The 17,464-nt window shown below is 71.8% G+C and carries 19 protein-coding genes; 11 read left to right on the forward strand and 8 right to left on the reverse strand.

The genetic code is table 11. The features are described from left to right. Position 1: 1 nt before the first annotated feature. Together ACFSL2_RS04655 and ACFSL2_RS04660 are read right to left on the reverse strand one after the other, a co-directional pair. Complete coding sequence (locus ACFSL2_RS04655) at positions 2-1,015, reverse strand: helix-turn-helix transcriptional regulator (RefSeq protein ID WP_377196718.1); 1,014 nt, start codon at positions 1,013-1,015, stop codon at positions 2-4. Beyond that, complete coding sequence (locus ACFSL2_RS04660) at positions 1,008-2,102, reverse strand: helix-turn-helix transcriptional regulator (RefSeq protein ID WP_377196719.1); 1,095 nt, start codon at positions 2,100-2,102, stop codon at positions 1,008-1,010. Before ACFSL2_RS04660 ends, ACFSL2_RS04655 begins: the two co-directional genes overlap by 8 nt. A gap of 58 nt (positions 2,103-2,160) precedes the next feature. On the opposite strand from ACFSL2_RS04660, the gene ACFSL2_RS04665 reads away from it, so the two are divergent. The 7 genes from ACFSL2_RS04665 to ACFSL2_RS04695 all read left to right on the forward strand — a co-directional run bounded on the left by ACFSL2_RS04665 (position 2,161) and on the right by ACFSL2_RS04695 (position 8,042). Next, complete coding sequence (locus ACFSL2_RS04665; RefSeq protein ID WP_377196720.1) at positions 2,161-3,090, forward strand: DUF3866 family protein; 930 nt, start codon at positions 2,161-2,163, stop codon at positions 3,088-3,090. Between the two features lie 229 nt (positions 3,091-3,319). Beyond that, positions 3,320-4,051, forward strand: coding sequence for a DUF4129 domain-containing protein (locus ACFSL2_RS04670; protein ID WP_377196721.1), 732 nt, complete (start codon positions 3,320-3,322; stop codon positions 4,049-4,051). Beyond that, complete coding sequence (locus ACFSL2_RS04675) at positions 4,048-4,557, forward strand: hypothetical protein (RefSeq protein ID WP_377196722.1); 510 nt, start codon at positions 4,048-4,050, stop codon at positions 4,555-4,557. The genes ACFSL2_RS04670 and ACFSL2_RS04675 overlap by 4 nt, the downstream gene beginning before the upstream one ends. 87 nt (positions 4,558-4,644) lie before the next feature. Further along, positions 4,645-5,535 (forward strand): AAA family ATPase, encoded by an 891-nt coding sequence (locus tag ACFSL2_RS04680; RefSeq protein WP_377196723.1) that lies wholly within the window; start codon positions 4,645-4,647, stop codon positions 5,533-5,535. A gap of 658 nt (positions 5,536-6,193) precedes the next feature. Beyond that, a complete protein-coding gene (locus tag ACFSL2_RS04685; RefSeq protein ID WP_377200767.1) occupies positions 6,194-6,892 on the forward strand; it encodes a DUF58 domain-containing protein in 699 nt (232 codons plus the stop codon). Further along, complete coding sequence (locus ACFSL2_RS04690) at positions 6,889-7,491, forward strand: hypothetical protein (RefSeq protein ID WP_377196724.1); 603 nt, start codon at positions 6,889-6,891, stop codon at positions 7,489-7,491. The genes ACFSL2_RS04685 and ACFSL2_RS04690 overlap by 4 nt, the downstream gene beginning before the upstream one ends. A 38-nt stretch (positions 7,492-7,529) precedes the next feature. After that, on the forward strand, positions 7,530-8,042 hold the full coding sequence (locus ACFSL2_RS04695) for a Dps family protein (protein WP_377196725.1): 513 nt from the start codon (positions 7,530-7,532) through the stop codon (positions 8,040-8,042). Between the two features lie 91 nt (positions 8,043-8,133). Here the strand turns inward: ACFSL2_RS04695 and thpD are convergent, their stop codons facing one another. The 4 genes from thpD to ectA all read right to left on the reverse strand — a co-directional run bounded on the left by thpD (position 8,134) and on the right by ectA (position 11,412). Next, on the reverse strand, positions 8,134-9,063 hold the full coding sequence (gene thpD / locus ACFSL2_RS04700; protein ID WP_377196726.1) for an ectoine hydroxylase: 930 nt from the start codon (positions 9,061-9,063) through the stop codon (positions 8,134-8,136). Next, entirely contained in the window at positions 9,060-9,461 is a 402-nt protein-coding gene (locus ACFSL2_RS04705) for an ectoine synthase (RefSeq protein ID WP_377196727.1), read from the reverse strand. Before ACFSL2_RS04705 ends, thpD begins: the two co-directional genes overlap by 4 nt. Before the next feature lie 120 nt (positions 9,462-9,581). Next, positions 9,582-10,865, reverse strand: a complete 1,284-nt coding sequence (gene ectB / locus ACFSL2_RS04710) for a diaminobutyrate--2-oxoglutarate transaminase (protein ID WP_377196728.1) — start codon at positions 10,863-10,865, stop codon at positions 9,582-9,584. A gap of 118 nt (positions 10,866-10,983) precedes the next feature. Then, positions 10,984-11,412: a diaminobutyrate acetyltransferase gene (gene ectA / locus ACFSL2_RS04715; protein ID WP_377196729.1), complete on the reverse strand. Its 429-nt coding sequence runs from the start codon at positions 11,410-11,412 to the stop codon at positions 10,984-10,986. A 310-nt stretch (positions 11,413-11,722) separates the two neighbouring features. On the opposite strand from ectA, the gene ACFSL2_RS04720 reads away from it, so the two are divergent. Beyond that, complete coding sequence (locus ACFSL2_RS04720; RefSeq protein WP_377196730.1) at positions 11,723-12,355, forward strand: GNAT family N-acetyltransferase; 633 nt, start codon at positions 11,723-11,725, stop codon at positions 12,353-12,355. Positions 12,356-12,404: 49 nt separating this feature from the next. Here ACFSL2_RS04720 and ACFSL2_RS04725 read toward each other — a convergent pair whose 3' ends face one another. Then, positions 12,405-13,013 (reverse strand): tyrosine-type recombinase/integrase, encoded by a 609-nt coding sequence (locus tag ACFSL2_RS04725; protein WP_377196731.1) that lies wholly within the window; start codon positions 13,011-13,013, stop codon positions 12,405-12,407. A 68-nt stretch (positions 13,014-13,081) separates the two neighbouring features. Here ACFSL2_RS04725 and ACFSL2_RS04730 point away from each other — a divergent pair, with 68 nt between their 5' ends. After that, positions 13,082-13,771 carry an IMPACT family protein gene (locus ACFSL2_RS04730; RefSeq protein ID WP_377196732.1) on the forward strand — a complete coding sequence of 230 codons (690 nt, stop codon included), beginning with the start codon at positions 13,082-13,084 and terminating at the stop codon, positions 13,769-13,771. Between the two features lie 61 nt (positions 13,772-13,832). On the opposite strand, the gene ACFSL2_RS04735 is transcribed toward ACFSL2_RS04730, so the two are convergent. Beyond that, a complete protein-coding gene (locus ACFSL2_RS04735; protein WP_377196733.1) occupies positions 13,833-14,801 on the reverse strand; it encodes a hypothetical protein in 969 nt (322 codons plus the stop codon). Between the two features lie 311 nt (positions 14,802-15,112). Here ACFSL2_RS04735 and ACFSL2_RS04740 point away from each other — a divergent pair, with 311 nt between their 5' ends. Both ACFSL2_RS04740 and ACFSL2_RS04745 read left to right on the forward strand, forming a co-directional pair. After that, a complete protein-coding gene (locus ACFSL2_RS04740; protein ID WP_377196734.1) occupies positions 15,113-16,498 on the forward strand; it encodes an ABC transporter substrate-binding protein in 1,386 nt (461 codons plus the stop codon). After that, a complete protein-coding gene (locus ACFSL2_RS04745; protein WP_377196735.1) occupies positions 16,495-17,445 on the forward strand; it encodes a carbohydrate ABC transporter permease in 951 nt (316 codons plus the stop codon). The genes ACFSL2_RS04740 and ACFSL2_RS04745 overlap by 4 nt, the downstream gene beginning before the upstream one ends. The last annotated feature ends 19 nt before the right edge of the window (positions 17,446-17,464 follow it).

The raw sequence follows: 17,464 nt of genomic DNA on the forward strand, positions 1-17,464 counted from the left end.
CCTAGTGCCGAATCGCCGATGTGGCTGCGTCCGGGGGGATCGGACCTGCGTCGTAGAGGGCCAGCGCGTCCGTCGCGGCGCCCGCCACGTCGTCGGCCAGCGACTTCGGGGCGACCGACCGCACGTACGGGGCGAGCTGGATGAGGGTGCTGCGCAGCCAGCCCGGGTTGGTGACGCGCAGCGTGACCTCGAAGTCGCCGTCGGGCAGGTTGCGCACCGACTCGACGGGCACCTCCTCGGCGAACCAGCGCGCCCGTGGCGCGAACCGGATGGTCGCCAGGGGCGCCGACCCGCCGGCGAACAGGGCAGTGAAGTCTATCTCCGCCGACGGTTCGGCCCCCGGGTGGGACTGGACGGGCACGTCCGTCTCGGTGGCCTCCAGGACGCGGTCCACGCGGAAGGTGCGCGGCGCGGCCGCCCGGTAGCACCAGGCCGCGAGGTAGGCGAACTCGTCCTGCGTGTGCAGCCGCACGGGATCGACCTCCCGTTCGCTGACGACGTCCGAGGACGTCACGTACCGGATCCGCAGCCGGTGACGGGCGGTGAGCGCGGACGTGATCGCGGCCACGACCTGCCGGTCACCACCCGGCGCGAGCCGCACGTCCACCGCGTTCGCCGCCTCACCGGTCGCGTCGGTCAGCTTGCGCAGCGCGGACTCGACGACGGCGGACCGCGCCGGGTCCGCCTGGACCGCGCCGGTGGCCCGCATGGCCCGCAGAGCCGCGACCAGCGCGACCGCCTCCCGGGTCCCGAGCCGCAGCGGCCGGGTCATGCCGCGCGCCTCGGTCAGGTGCACCACACCACGGTCGATGGACGCCGCGTCGAAGTCGATGAGGTCGTCGGGCCAGTACCCGGGCGTGCCGGAGACCCACAGGGCGTCGACGTCCTTCTGGATCTGTGCGGGCGTGGTCCCGAACCGGCGGGCGAGGTCGGCCACGGACACCGGCCCGGCACCGTCGAGGTAGGCGACGATGCCCAGCAGGCGCAGGAGCCGGTCGTCGGCGCGTTCAGCCACGGGGCACCTCGCTCTCCACGGTCCGGGCCGTGCCCCGCCCCAGTGCCGCGGCGGCCGCGAGCCGGCGCAGCGTCTCCTCCCGGACGTTGTCCGGTTCGAGCACGACCAGCGCCGCCCCGTAGCCCGCCGCCTCGGACGCCATGCCGCTCATCGACCGGTACGGCACCCGCAGGATGTCCCAGCCCGCCCGGTCACCGGCGGACGCACCACCGGGGTCGGGCAGGCGCTCGCCGTAGACCTCGCGCTCGCCGTCGGGCACGGGTTTGGCCCGGGCGCGCAACGCCCCCGCCCGTTCGGGGCGCACGGCGACCACCGCCTGCCGGACCTCACCGTGCGCCTTGCCCAGCATGACGTCGGTCTCGAACTCGGGGATCTCGTACGCACCCGCAGGGCCGGTGATGCGCACGCGGGACTCGATGCGCGACATGCGGAACACGCGCGGCGCCTGCCGGTCCCGGTCGAAGCACATGAGATACCAGCCACCGTCGCGGGCCGCGATGCGCCAGGGCTCGACGTGCCGCACCAGCACCGTCCCGTTGTACGCGGCGCGGTAGCTGAACGTCACCGCCCGGCGTGCCTCGATCGCCTCCATGAGCGGCCCGTAGGCGTCCCCGACCGCCCGTACCGACGGCGCGAGCCCGGACAGGGCGTCGTCCGACGGGTCGCCCGCACCAGCGGCACGCAGCTTGACCATGGCACGGTTGATGTCCGTCTGCAGCGTCTTGTCCTGCCAGAACTGGGCAGCCAGCGACAGCACACCGAGCTCGGCCGGCGTCAGGTCGATCGACGGCAGCGCGTACGCGTCCTGATCGATCCGGTACCCGAGCTCGTCGGTGTGCCCACCGGTACCCACCGTCACCACCGGAATCCCCAGCGCCCGCAGCATGTCCTTGTCCCGCTCGAACATCCGCTCGAACGCGTCGTCGCTCGGCGCGTCCGCATACCCCGCCACGGCGGTGCGGACCTGCTGCTTCGTCATCGCCGCGTTCGTGTTCACGAGCGCGATGACAAGGTTCAGCAGCCGCTCGGCCGGGTTCAGGCCGGGTGACGAGGTGGACTGCGCGGCGGGGAGCGGGTCGATGGGCATCAGGACAACGGTAGCGTTCGGTAGCCTCCACCCTGTGATGACGTGGCGGATCGGGACCGTGATTTCCACAGGCAGGTCGTGGCGGGGTGCACGCGAGCTCGAGGTGACCCTCGACCGGCCCTTACCAGGGCAGGACACCGGGGCCCCGGTGACCGTACGCGCCCTGGCCTACACCGACCTCGTCGGCGACCCCGGACCGGGCGACGCCCTCCTGCTCAACGTGTCCGCCCTCGCCCGCGGGCTCGGCACCGGCGGGTACGCGCTCGTCGTCGGCCCCGCAGCACCCGACACCCCCCTGCCACCCGACCCGGCACCCCGACCCGGCCACCTCGTCAAGGCCAGGTACACACCACTGCAGACCATGGTGCTCGGCGTCGACGAGCAGGAATCGCCCCACCACACCACCCTCGCCGACGCCGACAGCCTCGACGGCATGCCCGTCGTCGTCGCCGACCTCCACTCCGCCCTGCCCGCCGTCGTCGCCGGGATCCGCCACGCCGCCGGCCCCGCCGCGGAAAACCTCAAGATCGCCTACGTCATGACCGACGGCGGCGCCCTGCCCGCGGCCTTCTCCCGCACCATCGCCGCCCTGCGCGACACCGACTGGCTCACCACCTGCATCACCGTCGGACAAGCCTTCGGCGGCGACCTCGAAGCCGTCACCGTCCACACCGGACTCCTCGCCGCCCGCCACATCGCCGCGTGCGACATCGCCGTCGTCACCCAAGGACCCGGCAACCTCGGCACCGGGACCCGCTGGGGCTACTCCGGCGTCGCCGCCGGCGAAGCCGTCAACGCCACCGCCACCCTCCACGGACGCCCCGTCGCCTCCCTGCGCGTCTCCGGCGCCGACCCCCGCGACCGGCACCTCGGCATCTCCCACCACTCCCTGACCGCCTACACACGCGTCGCCCTCGCCCCCGCGGACATCCCCTCGCCACCCCCACCAGGGACATCGAGAGCCTGCCCACCTGGGGCACTCCCCTGACCCAACGGATCCGCGAACAAGCACAGGCACTGACCCCACCCAGCAGCACACCCACCAGCAGGCCCGGCCACACCCTCGTCGAGGTCCCCGCCGACACCGCCCTCCTCGACACCCTCCGCACCTCCCCCGCCGCCCTGCGCACCATGGGCCGCAACCTCGACAGCGACCCCGCCTCCTTCGTCACCGCCGCCGTCGCAGGCATCCACGCCCACCACCTCACCCACCGCGCATGAAGGCCACCACCCGCCTGGCCCTCACCCTCCTGCTCATCACCGTCGTCGTACTCGGGGTCGCCACCGCCACACCCTGGCGCCTGAACCCACCCCAGGCCACCCCGGAGATCCCCATGCCCGAACAGCTCCTCCCGGCACCCACCAACAGCCCCAGCACCCCCAGCACCCCCGTCGACAACCCACCCGCCGACATCCGCTGGCTCGGCCTCGTCGCCGCCCTCCTCCTCGGACTCCTCGCCGCCGCCCTCCTCACCCTCGCCGTCCGCAAGCTCCTCACCATCCTGCGCCAACGCACCACCACAACCACCGACCGCCTCCCCGCCGGCACCAACACCACCGGCACCCTCGGCGACGACGTCGACCTCCCCGAGCTCCAGGACGCCGTCACCCGCGCCCTCGCCCACCTCGACGGCCACGCCCGCCCCCGCGACGCCGTCGTCGCCGCCTGGGTAGCCCTCGAAGACGCCGCAGCCCGCGCCGGAGCCCACCGCGACCCCGCACAGACCCCCACCGAGTTCGCCGGCGCCGTCCTCGCCACCACCCCCGCCCCACCAGCCGCCGTCGCCCGACTACGCACCCTCTACCAACGCGCCCGATTCACCGACCGGCCCATCGACCGCACCACCGTCGACCAGGCCCGCCAGGCGCTCGCGGACATCGCACAGAGCCTCGACATCGACGACCCGGCCCCCGACACCCCGGGCAACGCACGGCAGAACGACGCATGAGCACCTGGAACTGGCGACGCATCACCACCGTCACCGTCCTCGCCGCCCTGGCCGCCACCGGACTCCTGCTCTGGCAGATCGTCGACCCCGGGCACGCCATAGCCGCCGCAGCGCTGACCACCGCCCTGAGCATCCTGTGGTCCGCCACCGAACCCACCACCCAGACCGCCACCAGCGACCCCGAGTGGCCACGCAACCCCGTCGAAGCCCGCGCCGGCGGACGACACGACGTGTCCGACCTCGGCTGGTCCGTGTTCGGCCGCGACGGCCACGTCACCGACCGCGTCGTCCACCGCATCCGCGCCCTGGCCGCCGACCGGCTCCGCGCCCACGGCATCGACCCGTCCGACCCCGCAGCAGAACCCGACGCCGAACGCCTGCTCGGCGCTCGCGTGCTGCGCCAGCTCAAGTCCCGGCAACCCCCCACCGCCCGCACCGTGAAGACCTGGCTCGACGCGATCGAGCGCCTCGGTGCCGCACCCACCACCGAGGAGCACCGTGCCTGACCAGAACATCCCCGCCCCCTGGCCGTCGCCGACGTCGCAGCACTGGGCGAGCGCGTCCTGGCCGAGGTCGGTACCGCGGTCGTCGGCATGCGAGACCCGCTCGAGGTGGCGCTCGCGACCATCCTGGCCGGCGGGCACGTCCTGTTCGAGGACGTCCCCGGGCTCGGCAAGACGCTCGCGGCCCGGTCCCTGGCCACCGCCCTCGGCCTGGACTTCGCCCGCCTCCAGTGCACCCCCGACCTGCTGCCCGCCGACATCACCGGCTCCTCCGTCTTCGACCCCGCCACACGGACCTTCGAGTTCCGCCCCGGCCCCGTCTTCACCGGCCTCTTCCTCGCCGACGAGATCAACCGCACCGCGCCCAAGACCCAGTCGGCGCTCCTCGAGGCGATGGCCGAACGACAGGTCTCGATCGAAGGCACCAGCCGCCCCCTGCCCAACCCCTTCCACGTGCTCGCCACCTCCAACCCCGTCGAGTACGAGGGCACCTACCCCCTGCCGGAGGCGCAGCTCGACCGCTTCATGGTCCGCCTCGCCGTCGGCTACCCCGACCGCGGCCAGGAGGCCGAGGTCCTCACCCGCCGCCTCGCGCGCAGGCAGGAAGCCGCCCCCGTCGCACAGGTCGTCGACCCCGCCACCGTGCGCGCCATGCAGGCAGGGACCGAAGCCGTCGCCGTCGACCCCGACGTCGTGCGCTACTGCGTCGACCTCGCCGCCGCCACCCGCGGCCACCACGCCCTCGAGGTCGGCGCCTCACCCCGCGGCTCCCAGAACCTCGTCCTCCTCGCCCGGGCGATCGCCGTCCTCGACGGACGCGACTACGTCCTGCCCGAAGACGTCAAGCGCGTCGCCGTACCCGTCCTCGCCCACCGCATCACCCTCACCCCCACCGCCTGGGCATCGGCGACCCGGCCCGAGACCATCGTCGCCGACCTCCTGCACACCGTCCCCACCCCCGCCACGGTCCCCACCCGATGACCGCCGGCGGCCTCGACGTCGCCCCAGGACCAACCTCCCCGGGCCACCCCACCGACCACCACGGCTGGCGACCCACCTCCGCCCACACCGCCGCCGTCGTCACCGGCGTCCTCCTGCTGACCCTCAGCGTCCTCGCCGGCCGCGCCGACCTCGCACTCATCGGCATCCCCGCCCTCCTGGCCGCCACCTGGGCACACGCCACCCGACCCACCGCACCCCTGCGCGCGACCCTGAACGAACCACCCGGCACCGCCACCCCCGGCGAGCTCACCGCCACCCTCCACCTCACCACCGACCCCACCAGCGCCGACCTCGTCCACCTCCGCATCACCGCACCCGGCCACCGCGACACCCACCTCACACTCGCAGCCCCCCACCCGGACGACAGCTGCCCCTGCGCCTCTCCTCCGTCCGCACCGGACCCCAGGAGACCTTCACCGTCGACGTCCGCGGATCCCGGCACCACACCTGGGAAGAAGAACCCACCCAGGCCGGCGGCCCACCCCGCCTCGTCCTGCCCGCCTCCGCACCCCTCGGCCGCCTACCCCTGCCCCACCGCCTCCGCGGCCTCACCGGACCACACTCCGCACGCCGCCTCGGCGACGGCGCAGAGCTCCGCGACATCCACCCCTTCACCCCCGGCGACCGCCTCCGCCGCATCGACTGGCGCACCACCGCCCGCCGCTCCCCCGACCTCGACACCCTGTACGTACGCCGCACCTACGCCACCGCCGAGGCCAGCGCCGTACTCGTCGTCGACTCCCGCGACGAGGTAGGACCCGACGTACGCACCTGGCGCGGCTACGGCACCCTCCGCGTCGACGAACCCACCTCGCTCGACCTCGCCCGCCACGCCGCCGCCTCCGTCGCCCACGCCCTCGTCGAAGCAGGCGACCGCGTCGGCCTCGAAGACCTCGCCCGCCGACGCCGCCCCCTGCCACCCGCCGCCGGACGCCGCCACCTGCGCCGCCTGATCCACGGCCTCGCCCTCGCCCACCCCACGGACCGCGCCTCCGGCCACCGCGTACGCCCACCACAGCTCCCCGCAGACGCCATCGTCTACCTCTTCACCACCCTCCTCGACGACGAACCCCTGCACCTCGTCCGCACCTGGCGCACCGCAGGCCACCCCGTCGTCGTCATCGACACCCTCCCCGACGTCCACCCCGTCATCGAGAACCACCTCGCCATCGCCTGGCACATCGCCCGCCTCGAACGCGAGGACCGCATCGCCGCCCTCGACGGCGAAGGCGTACCCCTCGTCCCCTGGGCCGGCTCCGAACGCGACCAGGCCACCGTCCGGTTCCAAGCCCTCGCCCGCGCCGCCCAACGCCACGTACCAGGACGCGTCCCATGAACACCCTCACCGAACAGCTCCACCACCTGCGGCTCCGCCTCACCGACCCCGCACACCGCCCCCTGCCCGAGATCACCACCGAGACCGGCCCCACCCTCCGCGGCTGGGTACCCCGCCTCGCCCTCCTCGCCCTCGTCCCCCTCCTGCTCTTCACCGCCGCCGGCCGCACCCCCGACATCCCCGACGGCGTCACCTGGACCATCACCACCCTCTGCACCGGACTCCTCCTCGCCCGCCCCCGACCCACCACCGCCGCCGGCATCGTCATCGTCGCCGGCGTCCTCCTGTGGGGCTTCACCACCGAACCGTTCGACCCCTGGGCCCTCGCCGTCGCCCTCCTCGCCTACCTCCTCACCCGCATCACCTGGTGGACCGCCCACGTCCCCCTCCGCGGCCGCGCCGAGCTCACCGCCCTCCTCGTCGGCTGGCGACGCGACCTCACCGTCCTCACCACCACCGGCCTGCTCGGGGCGCTCGCGATGCTCGCCTCCGGCGCGACGGTGCCGGGCGCCGTCCTGCTCGCCGCGCTGGCGGTCGTCGGCATCGCCCTCCTCGCGCTGGCGACCGGTGGCTCCTCGCGTGACCATGGTCGGAGCTGACCCGTGGTCTGCACGACTGCCGCACGAGAGGACCCGACATGCCCCCGAAGCTCCCCCGCTACACGGTCCCGTCGCTCACTCCTGAGGAGGGATCCAAGGTCGCGGAGATCCTCCAGCAGCGGCTGCACGCGCTGAACGACCTGCACCTCACGCTCAAGCACGTGCACTGGAACGTGGTGGGCCCCCACTTCATCGGCGTCCACGAGATGCTCGACCCGCAGGTCGACGCCGTCCGCGCGATGGTCGACCAGATCGCGGAACGCATCGCCACGCTCGGCGCCGTGCCGGTCGGCACGCCGGGCGCCCTCGTCGCCGCGCGCACCTGGGAGGACTACGAGCTCGGCCGCGCCCCGGCCATCGAGCACCTGGGGGCGCTCGACGGCGTCTACGACTCGATCATCACGTTCCACCGCAAGGCTGCGGACGACACCGCGGGTCTGGACGACGTGACGAACGACCTGCTCATCGGGCACCTGCACGACCTCGAGCAGTTCCACTGGTTCGTCCGCGCGCACCTGGAGTCGTCGTCCGGAGCGATCCCCGAGACGTGACCCGCACCGTCGCAGGCACCACGACGAAAGCCCCAGGTCAGCTGAGTGACCTGGGGCTTCCGTGCTGTGGGGCGCTCTGCGTGCCCCGGGATCAGCCGACCGGGGTGAAGTCCCGGGTCCCGAGGAACGTCGGCCGTGCCGATTCCGCCGCGAACGGCTCGACCGCCGTGTTCTCCACGCTGTTGAACACGAGGAAGATGTTCGAGCGCGGGTACGGCGAGATGTTGCCGTTCGAGCCGTGCATGCAGTTGCAGTCGAACATGATCGCGCTGCCGGACTTGCCGGCGAGCACGTCGATGCCGTTCTCGTCCGCCATCCGCGTCAGGATGTCCTCGTCAGGAGTCCCGGCGTTCTGCATCACCAGCGACGACTTGTAGTTGTCGTTCGGCGTCTTGCCGGTGCAGGACACGTAGGTCTTGTGCGTACCGGGCATGATCATCAGCGGGCCGTTGAACGAGTAGTTGTCGGTCAGCGAGATCGAGATGCTGACCGTCCGCATCCGCGGGAGCCCGTCCTCGGCGTGCCAGGTCTCGAAGTCCGAGTGCCACGCGAAGTCGCCGCCACCGAAGCCCGGTTTCAGGTTCACGCGGCTCTGGTGGATGTACACGTCCGAGCCCAGGATCTGGCGGGCCCGGCCCACCACCCGGGGATCGTTCGCGATCCGCGCGAAGACGTCGCTGGACTTGTGGACCTCGAAGATCGTCCGCACCTGCTGCGACGTGCCCTCGATGATCGTGCGCTCGTCCGCGCGGATCACCGGGTCGGTCGACATCCGCTGCAGCTCGGCCCGGAACTCCTCGACCTCCGCAGGCGTGACGAGGTCCTCGAACACGAGGTACCCGTTGCGGTCGAACCCGTCCAGGAGCTCCTGCTCCAGCGGGCCGTCGGCGGCACTGCCCCAGACCACCTTGTCCTGGCGCGGGATCTCCGAGGCCGGTCCTTCCACCCGAGTGGGGTAGAGGTCCGCGGGCTGGGCCGTGGTGGGCTGGGTCTGGGTGTTGCTGATTGCATCCGTCGTCATACGGCGGCCTCCTCTTCCTTGATCAGCGGGTACACGCCATCGGCGTCATGCACCTCCCGCCCGGTGACCGGCGGGTTGAAGGTGCAGATCAGGCGCAGGTCGGTCGTGGGACGCATCGTGTGCTTCTCGTTGCCGTCCAGGAGATACATCGTGCCGTCCGAGATCTCGTGGATCTCGCCGGTCTCCCGGTTTTCGAGCTGTCCGGTGCCGCCCACGCAGTACACGGCCTCGAAGTGGTTCGCGTACCACATCTCGGTCTCGGTGCCGGCGTACATGGTGGTCTCGTGGAACGAGAACCCGACGCCCTCCTTGGCGAGGACGAGCCTGCGGCTCCGCCAGTTCTTCCCCTTGACGTCCCGGTCGGTGCCGTCGAGGTCGGCAATTCGAGTCACTATCATTTGGTGTTCCTTTCCTCGGGGGCAGGCATCGCCCTCCAGTCCAGGGCCCTCGTTGCGGGGCCCCGCAGCGCAGGGCCCTGCGCCGCAGACCAGCTGCGGCGCAGAGCCCTTGCGGCAGTCCTACTTCGCGGCGGCGAGACCCGCGACGGGCGCGCCGAGCACCTCGGTCGCTGCCGCCTCGATGATGTCCACGCCGGAACGCAGCTCGTCAGAGGTGATCGTCAGGGCGGGCATGGTCTTGAGGACCTCGTCCTCGGGCCCGGACGTCTCGACCAGCAGGCCGCGCTGGTACGACGCGGCGGCAATCCTGGACGCGGCCGAGGTGTCCGGGAACTTGATCCCGGTCAGGAAGCCGCGGCCCTTGACGACGGCCCCCTCGTAGCCGTTCGCGATCCGGCTCAGGCCGTCGTGCAGCTCGTCGCCGCGCTCCTTGACCTGGCCGACGAACGTGTCGTCCGACCAGAAGTGGTTCAGGGCAGCGGTCCCCGTGACGAAGGCCGGGTTGTGCCCGCGGAAGGTGCCGTTGTGCTCGCCCGGCGCAAACTGGTCCAGCTCGGGGCGGATCAGGGTGAGCGCCATCGGGAGCCCGAAGCCGGAGATCGACTTGGAGAGGCACACGATGTCCGGGGTGATCCCGGCCTCCTCGAAGCTGAAGAAGTCGCCGGTGCGGCCGCAACCGGCCTGCACGTCATCGACGATCAGGAGGATCTCGTGGGCGCGGCACAGCTCGGACAGGGCGCGCATCCACTCGGGGCGCGCGGCGCTCAGGCCACCCTCGCCCTGGACCGACTCCACGATGATCGCGGCGGGCTTGTCGACGCCGGAACCGCTGTCGCTGAGCACGCGCTCGAGCCACAGGAAGTCCTCGGTGGCGCCGGAGAAGTAGTCGTCGTACGGGATCTTCGAGCTGTTGGTGAGCGGCAGGCCGGCGCCGTTGCGCTTCATCGAGTTGCCGGTCACGGACAGCGCGCCGAGCGTCATCCCGTGGAACGCGTTGGTGAACGACAGGATGTGCTGCCGACCCGTCACCTTGCGGGCGAGCTTGAGCGCGCTCTCGACGGTGTTCGTCCCGGTCGGCCCGGGGAACATGACCTTGTAGTCGAGGTCGCGCGGCGCGAGGATGCGGTCCCGGAACGTCCTCAGGAACTCGCGCTTGGTAGCGGTGTGCATGTCGAGCGAGTGCACGATCCCGCCGCTCCGCAGGTACTCGATCAGCGCCTCGAGCAGCACCGGGTGGTTGTGCCCGTAGTTGAGCGCACCTGCCCCTGCGAAGAAGTCGAGATAGCTTCGGCCGTCCTCGGCGTGCATCGAGCTGCCGGAAGCGGTCGTGAACGTCGCGGGCCAGTTCCGGCAGTAGCTGCGGACCTGGGACTCGAGCTCGTCGAAGATGCTGGTCGAGGACATGCCAGTGGGCATGGCGGTTTTCGGGCGCATGGCTCCTTCCACGGTCCGGTCCCGTTGACCGGACTCGGCTGTGGTAGATCGGTTTTCTGCAGTTATCGGGGTTATGACCTGAGCACGGTCAGGAGAGCGGACCGATGCGGAACACCAGTTCCGCGTCGTGGCCGTCCGGGAACGCTTCCGTGGGGAAGACGGTCCGGACGTCGACGGGCGCACCCTGGGCCGACGCGAAGGACATGAACAGGGCGATCGACGCCGTGTTGTCCGACGTGATCGTCGTCTCCACGTGGGTGCACTCGGGGTGCCGCTCGGCAAGATGCGTGAGCATCCGGGAGGCCAGCCGCTGTCCACGGTACGCGTGGTCGACGGCCACCTGCCAGACCATCAGCGTGGTCGGCTCGTCGGGTCGGATGTAGGCCGTGACGAACCCACCGGGTTCGCCGTCGACGCTCACGATCACCGAGGTCCGGGCGAAGTCTCGTGCCCAGAGGAGATACGCATAGGACGAATTCAGGTCCAGCGTCTTGGAGTCGCGCGCAAGGCGCCACATCGCTGCTCCGTCTGCGACGGTGGGCTCCCTCAAAGCCACCGTGGTTTCGGTCGGATGGATGTGCTTGAGTTCCTCTTCGAGGTTCTGCATGACAAATCGACCGTAACGAACTTGCGCGGCGATTGCACATTGCGATCCTGTGACGATCCCGTTACTGGCGTGTTCACGCGGCAAATTGGCAGTAACGCGGCGGGGCCAGATCGGGCGCTGACCAGCACCAGTACGCGGTTCGCACGGGGTCCGCACATGACCGACCGAGCGTCATGTCACAGCACGGTCACATTGTGGGACGGCAGGCTACTGTGCCGGGGTGACCGACCCTTTCATCCGTCCGTACCGTGTCGCCGACCGCCCCGACATCGCGGACATCTGTGTCCGAACCGCCGCGGCCGGCGGCGACGCGCGCGGCGTCTACTCCTCCGACCTGCTCATGCCCGACGTCTACGCACTGCCGTACGTGGAGCACTCCCCCGACCTCGCCTGGGTGGTCGAGCACGAGGGCCGGGCCACCGGGTACGTGCTCGGCGTCGCCGACACCGAGGCGTTCGTCGGCTGGTGGGCCCGCGAGTGGACGCCCGGACTCGTCGCCCGGCACCCTGCGCCCGGCCCGGCGACCGGCCGGAACCCCGCGTACTCCGAGGCGCAGCTCCTGCACGACGGCGCCGACCCCGAGCGCATGGTCCGGGGCCTGCGCCACGGCGAGCTGACGACGCACCCGGCCCATCTGCACATCGACCTGCTCCCGGTCCTGCAGCGCCGCGGTCTGGGCTCGCGCCTCCTCGACACCCTCCGGGGCGCCCTCGCGGAGCGGGGCGTACCGGGTGTGCACCTGGGGTACGCGGCCCAGAACACCGCGGCCCGGCGCTTCTACGACCGGTACGGGTTCACGGAGCTGCCGTCGTCGACGCCGCAGGCGCCGCTCCTCGGCATCCGCACCAGCTGACTGCCGGATATTCGCCCGGTCCCAGGTACCGGAAGCGCGTACATCGAGCTCAGCCGTCCTCCTGCGCGGCGTCCACCCAGGCCCGCCTGACCTGCTCGAACCGGGTGGGCAGCGGCGGACGCAGCGCACCGTAGCGGGCGTTGGTCCGGTGCACGAACCGGCGCCACGACAGCACCAGGCCCTGCCGCGTGATCGGTAGGCCGGACGCGACAGTGGTGCCGTTGTCGTGCGTGTGGTGCACCGTGAGCAGCAGTGCCCGCGGCACCGAACCCTCCAGCTCGGCGGCGAGCTCCTCGCGCACCACCATCCAGTGCTTCAGCAGCACCACGACCTCCGCCGGGAGCAGGTGCCGCCGCGGCGTGCGGTGCTTGCCGTGGCGCACCAGCACGCTACCCTCCGCCGACCGGGCCCGCGCCGGCCCGAGATCGATGTCCTCGACCCGAACGCGCAGCAGGTCGCCGTACCGCGCGCCCGTCGCCCGCACGAGGCCCGTGATCACCGCCAGGCGGACGGCCTCCGGCTTGGCGCCGGGACGCATCGCCTCGGTGGACAGCTCGCGCCAGACCCACTCGGCCTCCTCGAGGCTCACGGGGGGCCGCGGGTAGCGGCCGAGCTCCCCGCTCCGTGCTGCGGGTGACGTGGTGTGCTCGCTGGTCATAGTGGTGAATGTACGCTTGGCACACTATTAATCAAAGGAGAAACGCCGAACGCCCGTACCCTCGTGCGGTGGACCATGTCAGCAGGAAGCCCGGTAGTGGGGAGCTCCCCCGCACCATCGCCCGGCCCGTCGACCACGAGGTGGTCATCAAGAAGTCCCGCTTCCTGGCCCATCTCGCGCCCGCCACGAACGTCGCGGAGGCCGACGCCGTGATCGCCCGGCTGCGCAAGGAGCTGTGGGACGCGCGCCACCACTGCGTGGCCATGGTGCTCGGCACGGAGGCCGACCAGGCCCGCTCCTCCGACGACGGCGAGCCGAGCGGCACGGCGGGCGTGCCCATGCTTGAGGTGCTGCGGCATCGCGGTGTCACCGACCTGGTGGCCGTCGTCACCCGCTACTTCGGGGGCGTGAAGCTCGGGGCCGGTGGCCTCGTCCGCGCCTACTCGGGTGCCGTGGCCGCCGCGCTCGACGTCGCGTCCGACTCCGGCGCGCTGCTCCGGCGGGAGCTGCTGTACGAGGTCGAGGTGGCGGTTCCCCACGGGGACGCCGGCCGGATCGACAACATGCTGCGCGACTGGGCCGCCGGGCACGGCGCCGTCATGGAGCCGCCAACGTACGACGCCGTGGCGCACCTGCGCCTGCTCGTCCCGCCGCAGCAGCTGGACGCCCTGTCCGCCGACGTCGCCGCCGCCTCCGCGGGCGCCCGCTCCCCCACCGTCGGCGATTCCCGGGTCGTGAGCCTGCCGTTGCGTCCGTAACGACCCCTACATCCTGCATCCCTTCGTCGGCGTGTCGCGTGCCGTGCGTAGGGGTGGCCAGTCAGGGGCCGATGTGCGGTCGAACGACCGCCCGGACCGCCTGGCCGACCGCACCCGGCTCGCGCACCTCCCTCCAGGTGAACCGGAGGATCAGCACGCCGCCCTGCGCGACGAGAGCGTTCTGCCGTGACCTGTCGCGGAAGAGCGCCGCGAGCTCGGAGTGCACCCCGGCCCCGTCGATCTCGACGACCAGCAGGCGACCGTCCGCCAGGCGGAAGCCCATGTCACCCCGACCGAGCAGCGTCCCGTCCGGAGCGAAAACCTTCACCTGCAGCTCGTCGGGCGGGACACCCGCATCGACGCAGTCCGTGCGGGCCAGCGATTCGAGGACCGACTCGGCGCCCTCGACCGACTCGTCCCACCAGCGGGTGGACCCTGCCGAACCACGCCGGCCCCTGGCGATCTCCCGGGCCCGGGCCAGTCCCTCCTCGTCGACCACACCGCGATGGCGGGCGCTGTCGAGCACGGCGATCGCCGTCCGACGATCCATGGTGGGGACCGCTTGCCCCAGAGCCCGCTCCGGCTCCGTGTATCGGAGCCCGTTCCGTTCGAAGTGCCGGTCGCCCAGATCCATCTGGCGGATCACGACGTGTTCGCTACTCCGCCCGTACCGGCCGTCCAGGTACGCCATCTCGGGGATGAACTCCCACGGGATGCCGTGCACACCGGCCACCACCAGCGCGGCCCGCCCCACCGCCACCGAGCCGGGACCGGCGAGCAGCTGCGCCAACCACACCTTCCGTAGCCGGACATGGTCGTGCTCCCGTGCGGCGATCCGGCCGGCGATGTCCGCACTGCGGGTGTCCAGGATCCTCCGAGCGACCCGCCGCAAGGTCCCTGCCGCGACGAGCCGCGCCCGACGCCCGCGGTCGACGCCGTGCACGTCGCACTGGTCGATGGTCAGGAGGCCCTGTTGTTCGGCCGCGAGGCGCAGCAGCTTTTTCGGCAGGATCGGAAGAGGACGGGACATGGGGACAGTCGACACCGTCGGTCGCCCCTCCTGGTGCTGTCCGGACGTTCCTGGGGACAGGTCCAGGGATCGCCCGCCTGTGGTCGTGCTCCGTCCCCCGATACTCCCCGGGGAGGGTCTCCCGTCCCGGCGACCTCACTGACCTTCCTCGGGCCTCGCTCGGCGAGCCCAACACCGCGAGTCCAACATCCTGCATCCCCTCGTCGGCGTGTCGCGTGCCCTGCGTAGGGGTCGCGTTCCTGGTCCGCGCTCCGACGCCACCGGCGCGTCGGCCTTGACTGGCTCACCGCTCGGGTGAAGTCTCTGGGACCATGCATCGTCGCATCCGCTCGTCCGCCGTCGTCGTCGCACTGACCGCCGCCGCTACCCTCCTCGCCGCCTGTGGCGGCCCGTCCGAGCAGGACGAGCAGACCGACAGCATCACGTTCTGGACCCCGCAGTCCACACCGGAGCGGGTGGCCGCGCAGGAGGCGGTCGCCGCACGGTTCACCGAGGAGTCCGGCATCGAGGTCGACGTGGTGCCCCTCGCGGCCGCCGACCAGGACCAGGCACTGGTCACCGGCGCCGCGTCGGGCGAGGTGCCCGACGTCATCCTCGCCGGAGCGTCACAGATCACCTCCTGGCAGGCCCAGGGGCTGCTGGACACCGACGTCGTCGAGCTGGCCATGGACGCGCTCGATCCCAGCACCTTCAACGAGAACGCGCTCGGCGCGGTCACGGTCGACGGGACGCCGGCGGCCGTGCCGAGCGACGGCTGGGTGCACCTCATCGCCTACCGCACCGACCTGCTCGACGAGGCGGGCGTCGAGGTACCCACCACCGTGCCGGAGCTCGCCGAGGCGGCGACCACCGTCAAGAAGGAGCTCGACATCACGGGCATCGCGCTCGGCACCCAGTCCGGTACCGCGTCCGGCACGGAGGGCATCGAGTCGGTCTTCCAGTCCGCGGGCTGCGAGCTCGTGTCCGACGGCGAGGTCACCATCGACTCACCGGAGTGCACGGAGGCCGCCGGATACTTCAAGGAGCTGCGCGACTCGTCGGTCGCCGGTGACTACGACGTCGAGTCCGCACGCGCCGCCTACATGGCGGGGGACGCCGCGATGCTGCTCTTCTCCACGCACATCCTCGACGAGCTGGCGAACCTCGACGAGGCGGTGCCGCCGTCGTGCCCGCAGTGCACCGACGACCCGACGTTCCTCGCGGAGAGCTCGGACTTCATCACCGTGCTGGAGCCATCGGGTTCCGCGTCCGAGCCGGCCCAGTTCGGTGCCACCCTCGCCTACGCCGTCCCGGCGCACGCCGACAGCGAGGAGGCGCGGCAGTACATCGAGTACGTCATGAGCGAGGGCTACGCCGACACGCTCGCGGTCGCCACGGAGGGCCGCCTCCCGCTGCGCACCGGCACCCCGGAGAGCCCGACGGAGTACCTCGACTCCTGGGGCGACCTGGGCTTCGGCCCGAAGGTGGAGTCCTCGGTCGCCGAGGTGTACGGCGACGACCTGGTCACGGCCATGGGCGACGGCATGGCCGCCGTCTCCCGCTGGGGCCAGGGCACGCCCGACGCGACCCTCGCCGGGCTCGTCGCCACCCAGGGCACGCTCGCCCAGCAGCTGGACCCCCTCTACCGGGGCACCGACCCGGCAGAGGTGACCCAGCAGATGGCCGCCGAGGTGACGGCGCTCCAGCAGGACCAGTGACGACCCGGACCTCGCGGGCGGCCGCGGGGACCCGGCGGGCACAGCGCGAGAACCGCTCGGGATGGCTGCTCGTCTCGCCGTCGCTCGCGGTGGTGGGCCTGGTGGTGCTGGTGCCCTTCGCCCTGGTCGTGGTGTTCGGGTTCTCCGAGATCCGCCTGATCGACATCCCGTACCTCGGGACGGAGCCCGTCGAGTGGACGCTGGACAACTTCCGCCGCGCCGCGGCGTCGCAGGCGTTCTGGGGCGCCTTGTGGACCACGGTCCTCTACGCGGGCCTGACGGCGGTCGGCTCGCTCGCCGTCGGCCTGGTGCTGGCGCTCGCGCTGCGGCGGCCGTTCGCGGGGCGCGGGCTCGTGCGCGCGCTGCTGCTGGTGCCGTACGTGCTGCCGGTGGTGGCTGCAGCGACCATCTGGAAGACCGCGCTCAACCCGCAGTACGGCGTGGTGAACGCGTTCGGCCGCGCCTACCTCGGGTGGGACACGCCGGTGGGCTTCCTCAGCACCACCTCGGCCGAGGTCTGGGGCGTCCCGGTGCCGGTGGCCCTGCTCGTGGTGGTGCTGTTCGACATCTGGCGGTCGGCGCCCCTCGCCTTCCTGTTCCTCACCGCCCGGCTCCAGTCCGTGCCCGGTGAGATCGAGGAGGCCGCCGCGCTGGACGGCGCGGACCGCCGGCAGGTCCTGCGGTTCATCCTGCTCCCGCAGCTGCGGGCCGTCGCCCTGCTGCTCCTGCTGCTGCGGTTCATCTGGTCGTTCCAGACGTTCGACGACGTCTACCTGCTCACCGAGGGCGCCGGGAGCACGCAGGTCATGGCCATCCAGGTGTACACCGAGCTCGTCACCAAGGCCGACATCGGCAGTGCCGCCGCGTTCGGCCTGCTCATGAGCCTGATCCTGGTGGTGCTCCTGGCGGGGTACGTGCTGCTGTCCCGACGGACGGAGGAGTCATGAGGCCGGTCAGGAGAGGAGC

The organism is Promicromonospora aerolata, assembly GCF_042682255.1.
GTDB classification, from domain to species: Bacteria; Actinomycetota; Actinomycetes; order Actinomycetales; family Cellulomonadaceae; genus Promicromonospora; species Promicromonospora aerolata.

Excerpts from the sequence above, each read along its gene's own strand:
- ACFSL2_RS04680 (WP_377196723.1), top strand. The coding sequence starts at position 4,645 with ATGCGAGACCCGCTCGAGGTGGCGCTCGCGACCATCCTGGCCGGCGGG.
- ACFSL2_RS04690 (WP_377196724.1), top strand. The coding sequence starts at position 6,889 with ATGAACACCCTCACCGAACAGCTCCACCACCTGCGGCTCCGCCTCACC.
- ACFSL2_RS04660 (WP_377196719.1), bottom strand. The coding sequence starts at position 2,102 with ATGCCCATCGACCCGCTCCCCGCCGCGCAGTCCACCTCGTCACCCGGC.
- ACFSL2_RS04725 (WP_377196731.1), bottom strand. The coding sequence starts at position 13,013 with ATGACCAGCGAGCACACCACGTCACCCGCAGCACGGAGCGGGGAGCTC.
- ACFSL2_RS04695 (WP_377196725.1), top strand. The coding sequence starts at position 7,530 with ATGCCCCCGAAGCTCCCCCGCTACACGGTCCCGTCGCTCACTCCTGAG.
- ACFSL2_RS04735 (WP_377196733.1), bottom strand. The coding sequence starts at position 14,801 with ATGTCCCGTCCTCTTCCGATCCTGCCGAAAAAGCTGCTGCGCCTCGCG.
- thpD (WP_377196726.1), bottom strand. The coding sequence starts at position 9,063 with ATGACGACGGATGCAATCAGCAACACCCAGACCCAGCCCACCACGGCC.
- ACFSL2_RS04705 (WP_377196727.1), bottom strand. The coding sequence starts at position 9,461 with ATGATAGTGACTCGAATTGCCGACCTCGACGGCACCGACCGGGACGTC.
- ACFSL2_RS04670 (WP_377196721.1), top strand. The coding sequence starts at position 3,320 with ATGAAGGCCACCACCCGCCTGGCCCTCACCCTCCTGCTCATCACCGTC.
- ectA (WP_377196729.1), bottom strand. The coding sequence starts at position 11,412 with ATGTGGCGCCTTGCGCGCGACTCCAAGACGCTGGACCTGAATTCGTCC.
- ACFSL2_RS04675 (WP_377196722.1), top strand. The coding sequence starts at position 4,048 with ATGAGCACCTGGAACTGGCGACGCATCACCACCGTCACCGTCCTCGCC.
- ACFSL2_RS04740 (WP_377196734.1), top strand. The coding sequence starts at position 15,113 with ATGCATCGTCGCATCCGCTCGTCCGCCGTCGTCGTCGCACTGACCGCC.
- ectB (WP_377196728.1), bottom strand. The coding sequence starts at position 10,865 with ATGTCCTCGACCAGCATCTTCGACGAGCTCGAGTCCCAGGTCCGCAGC.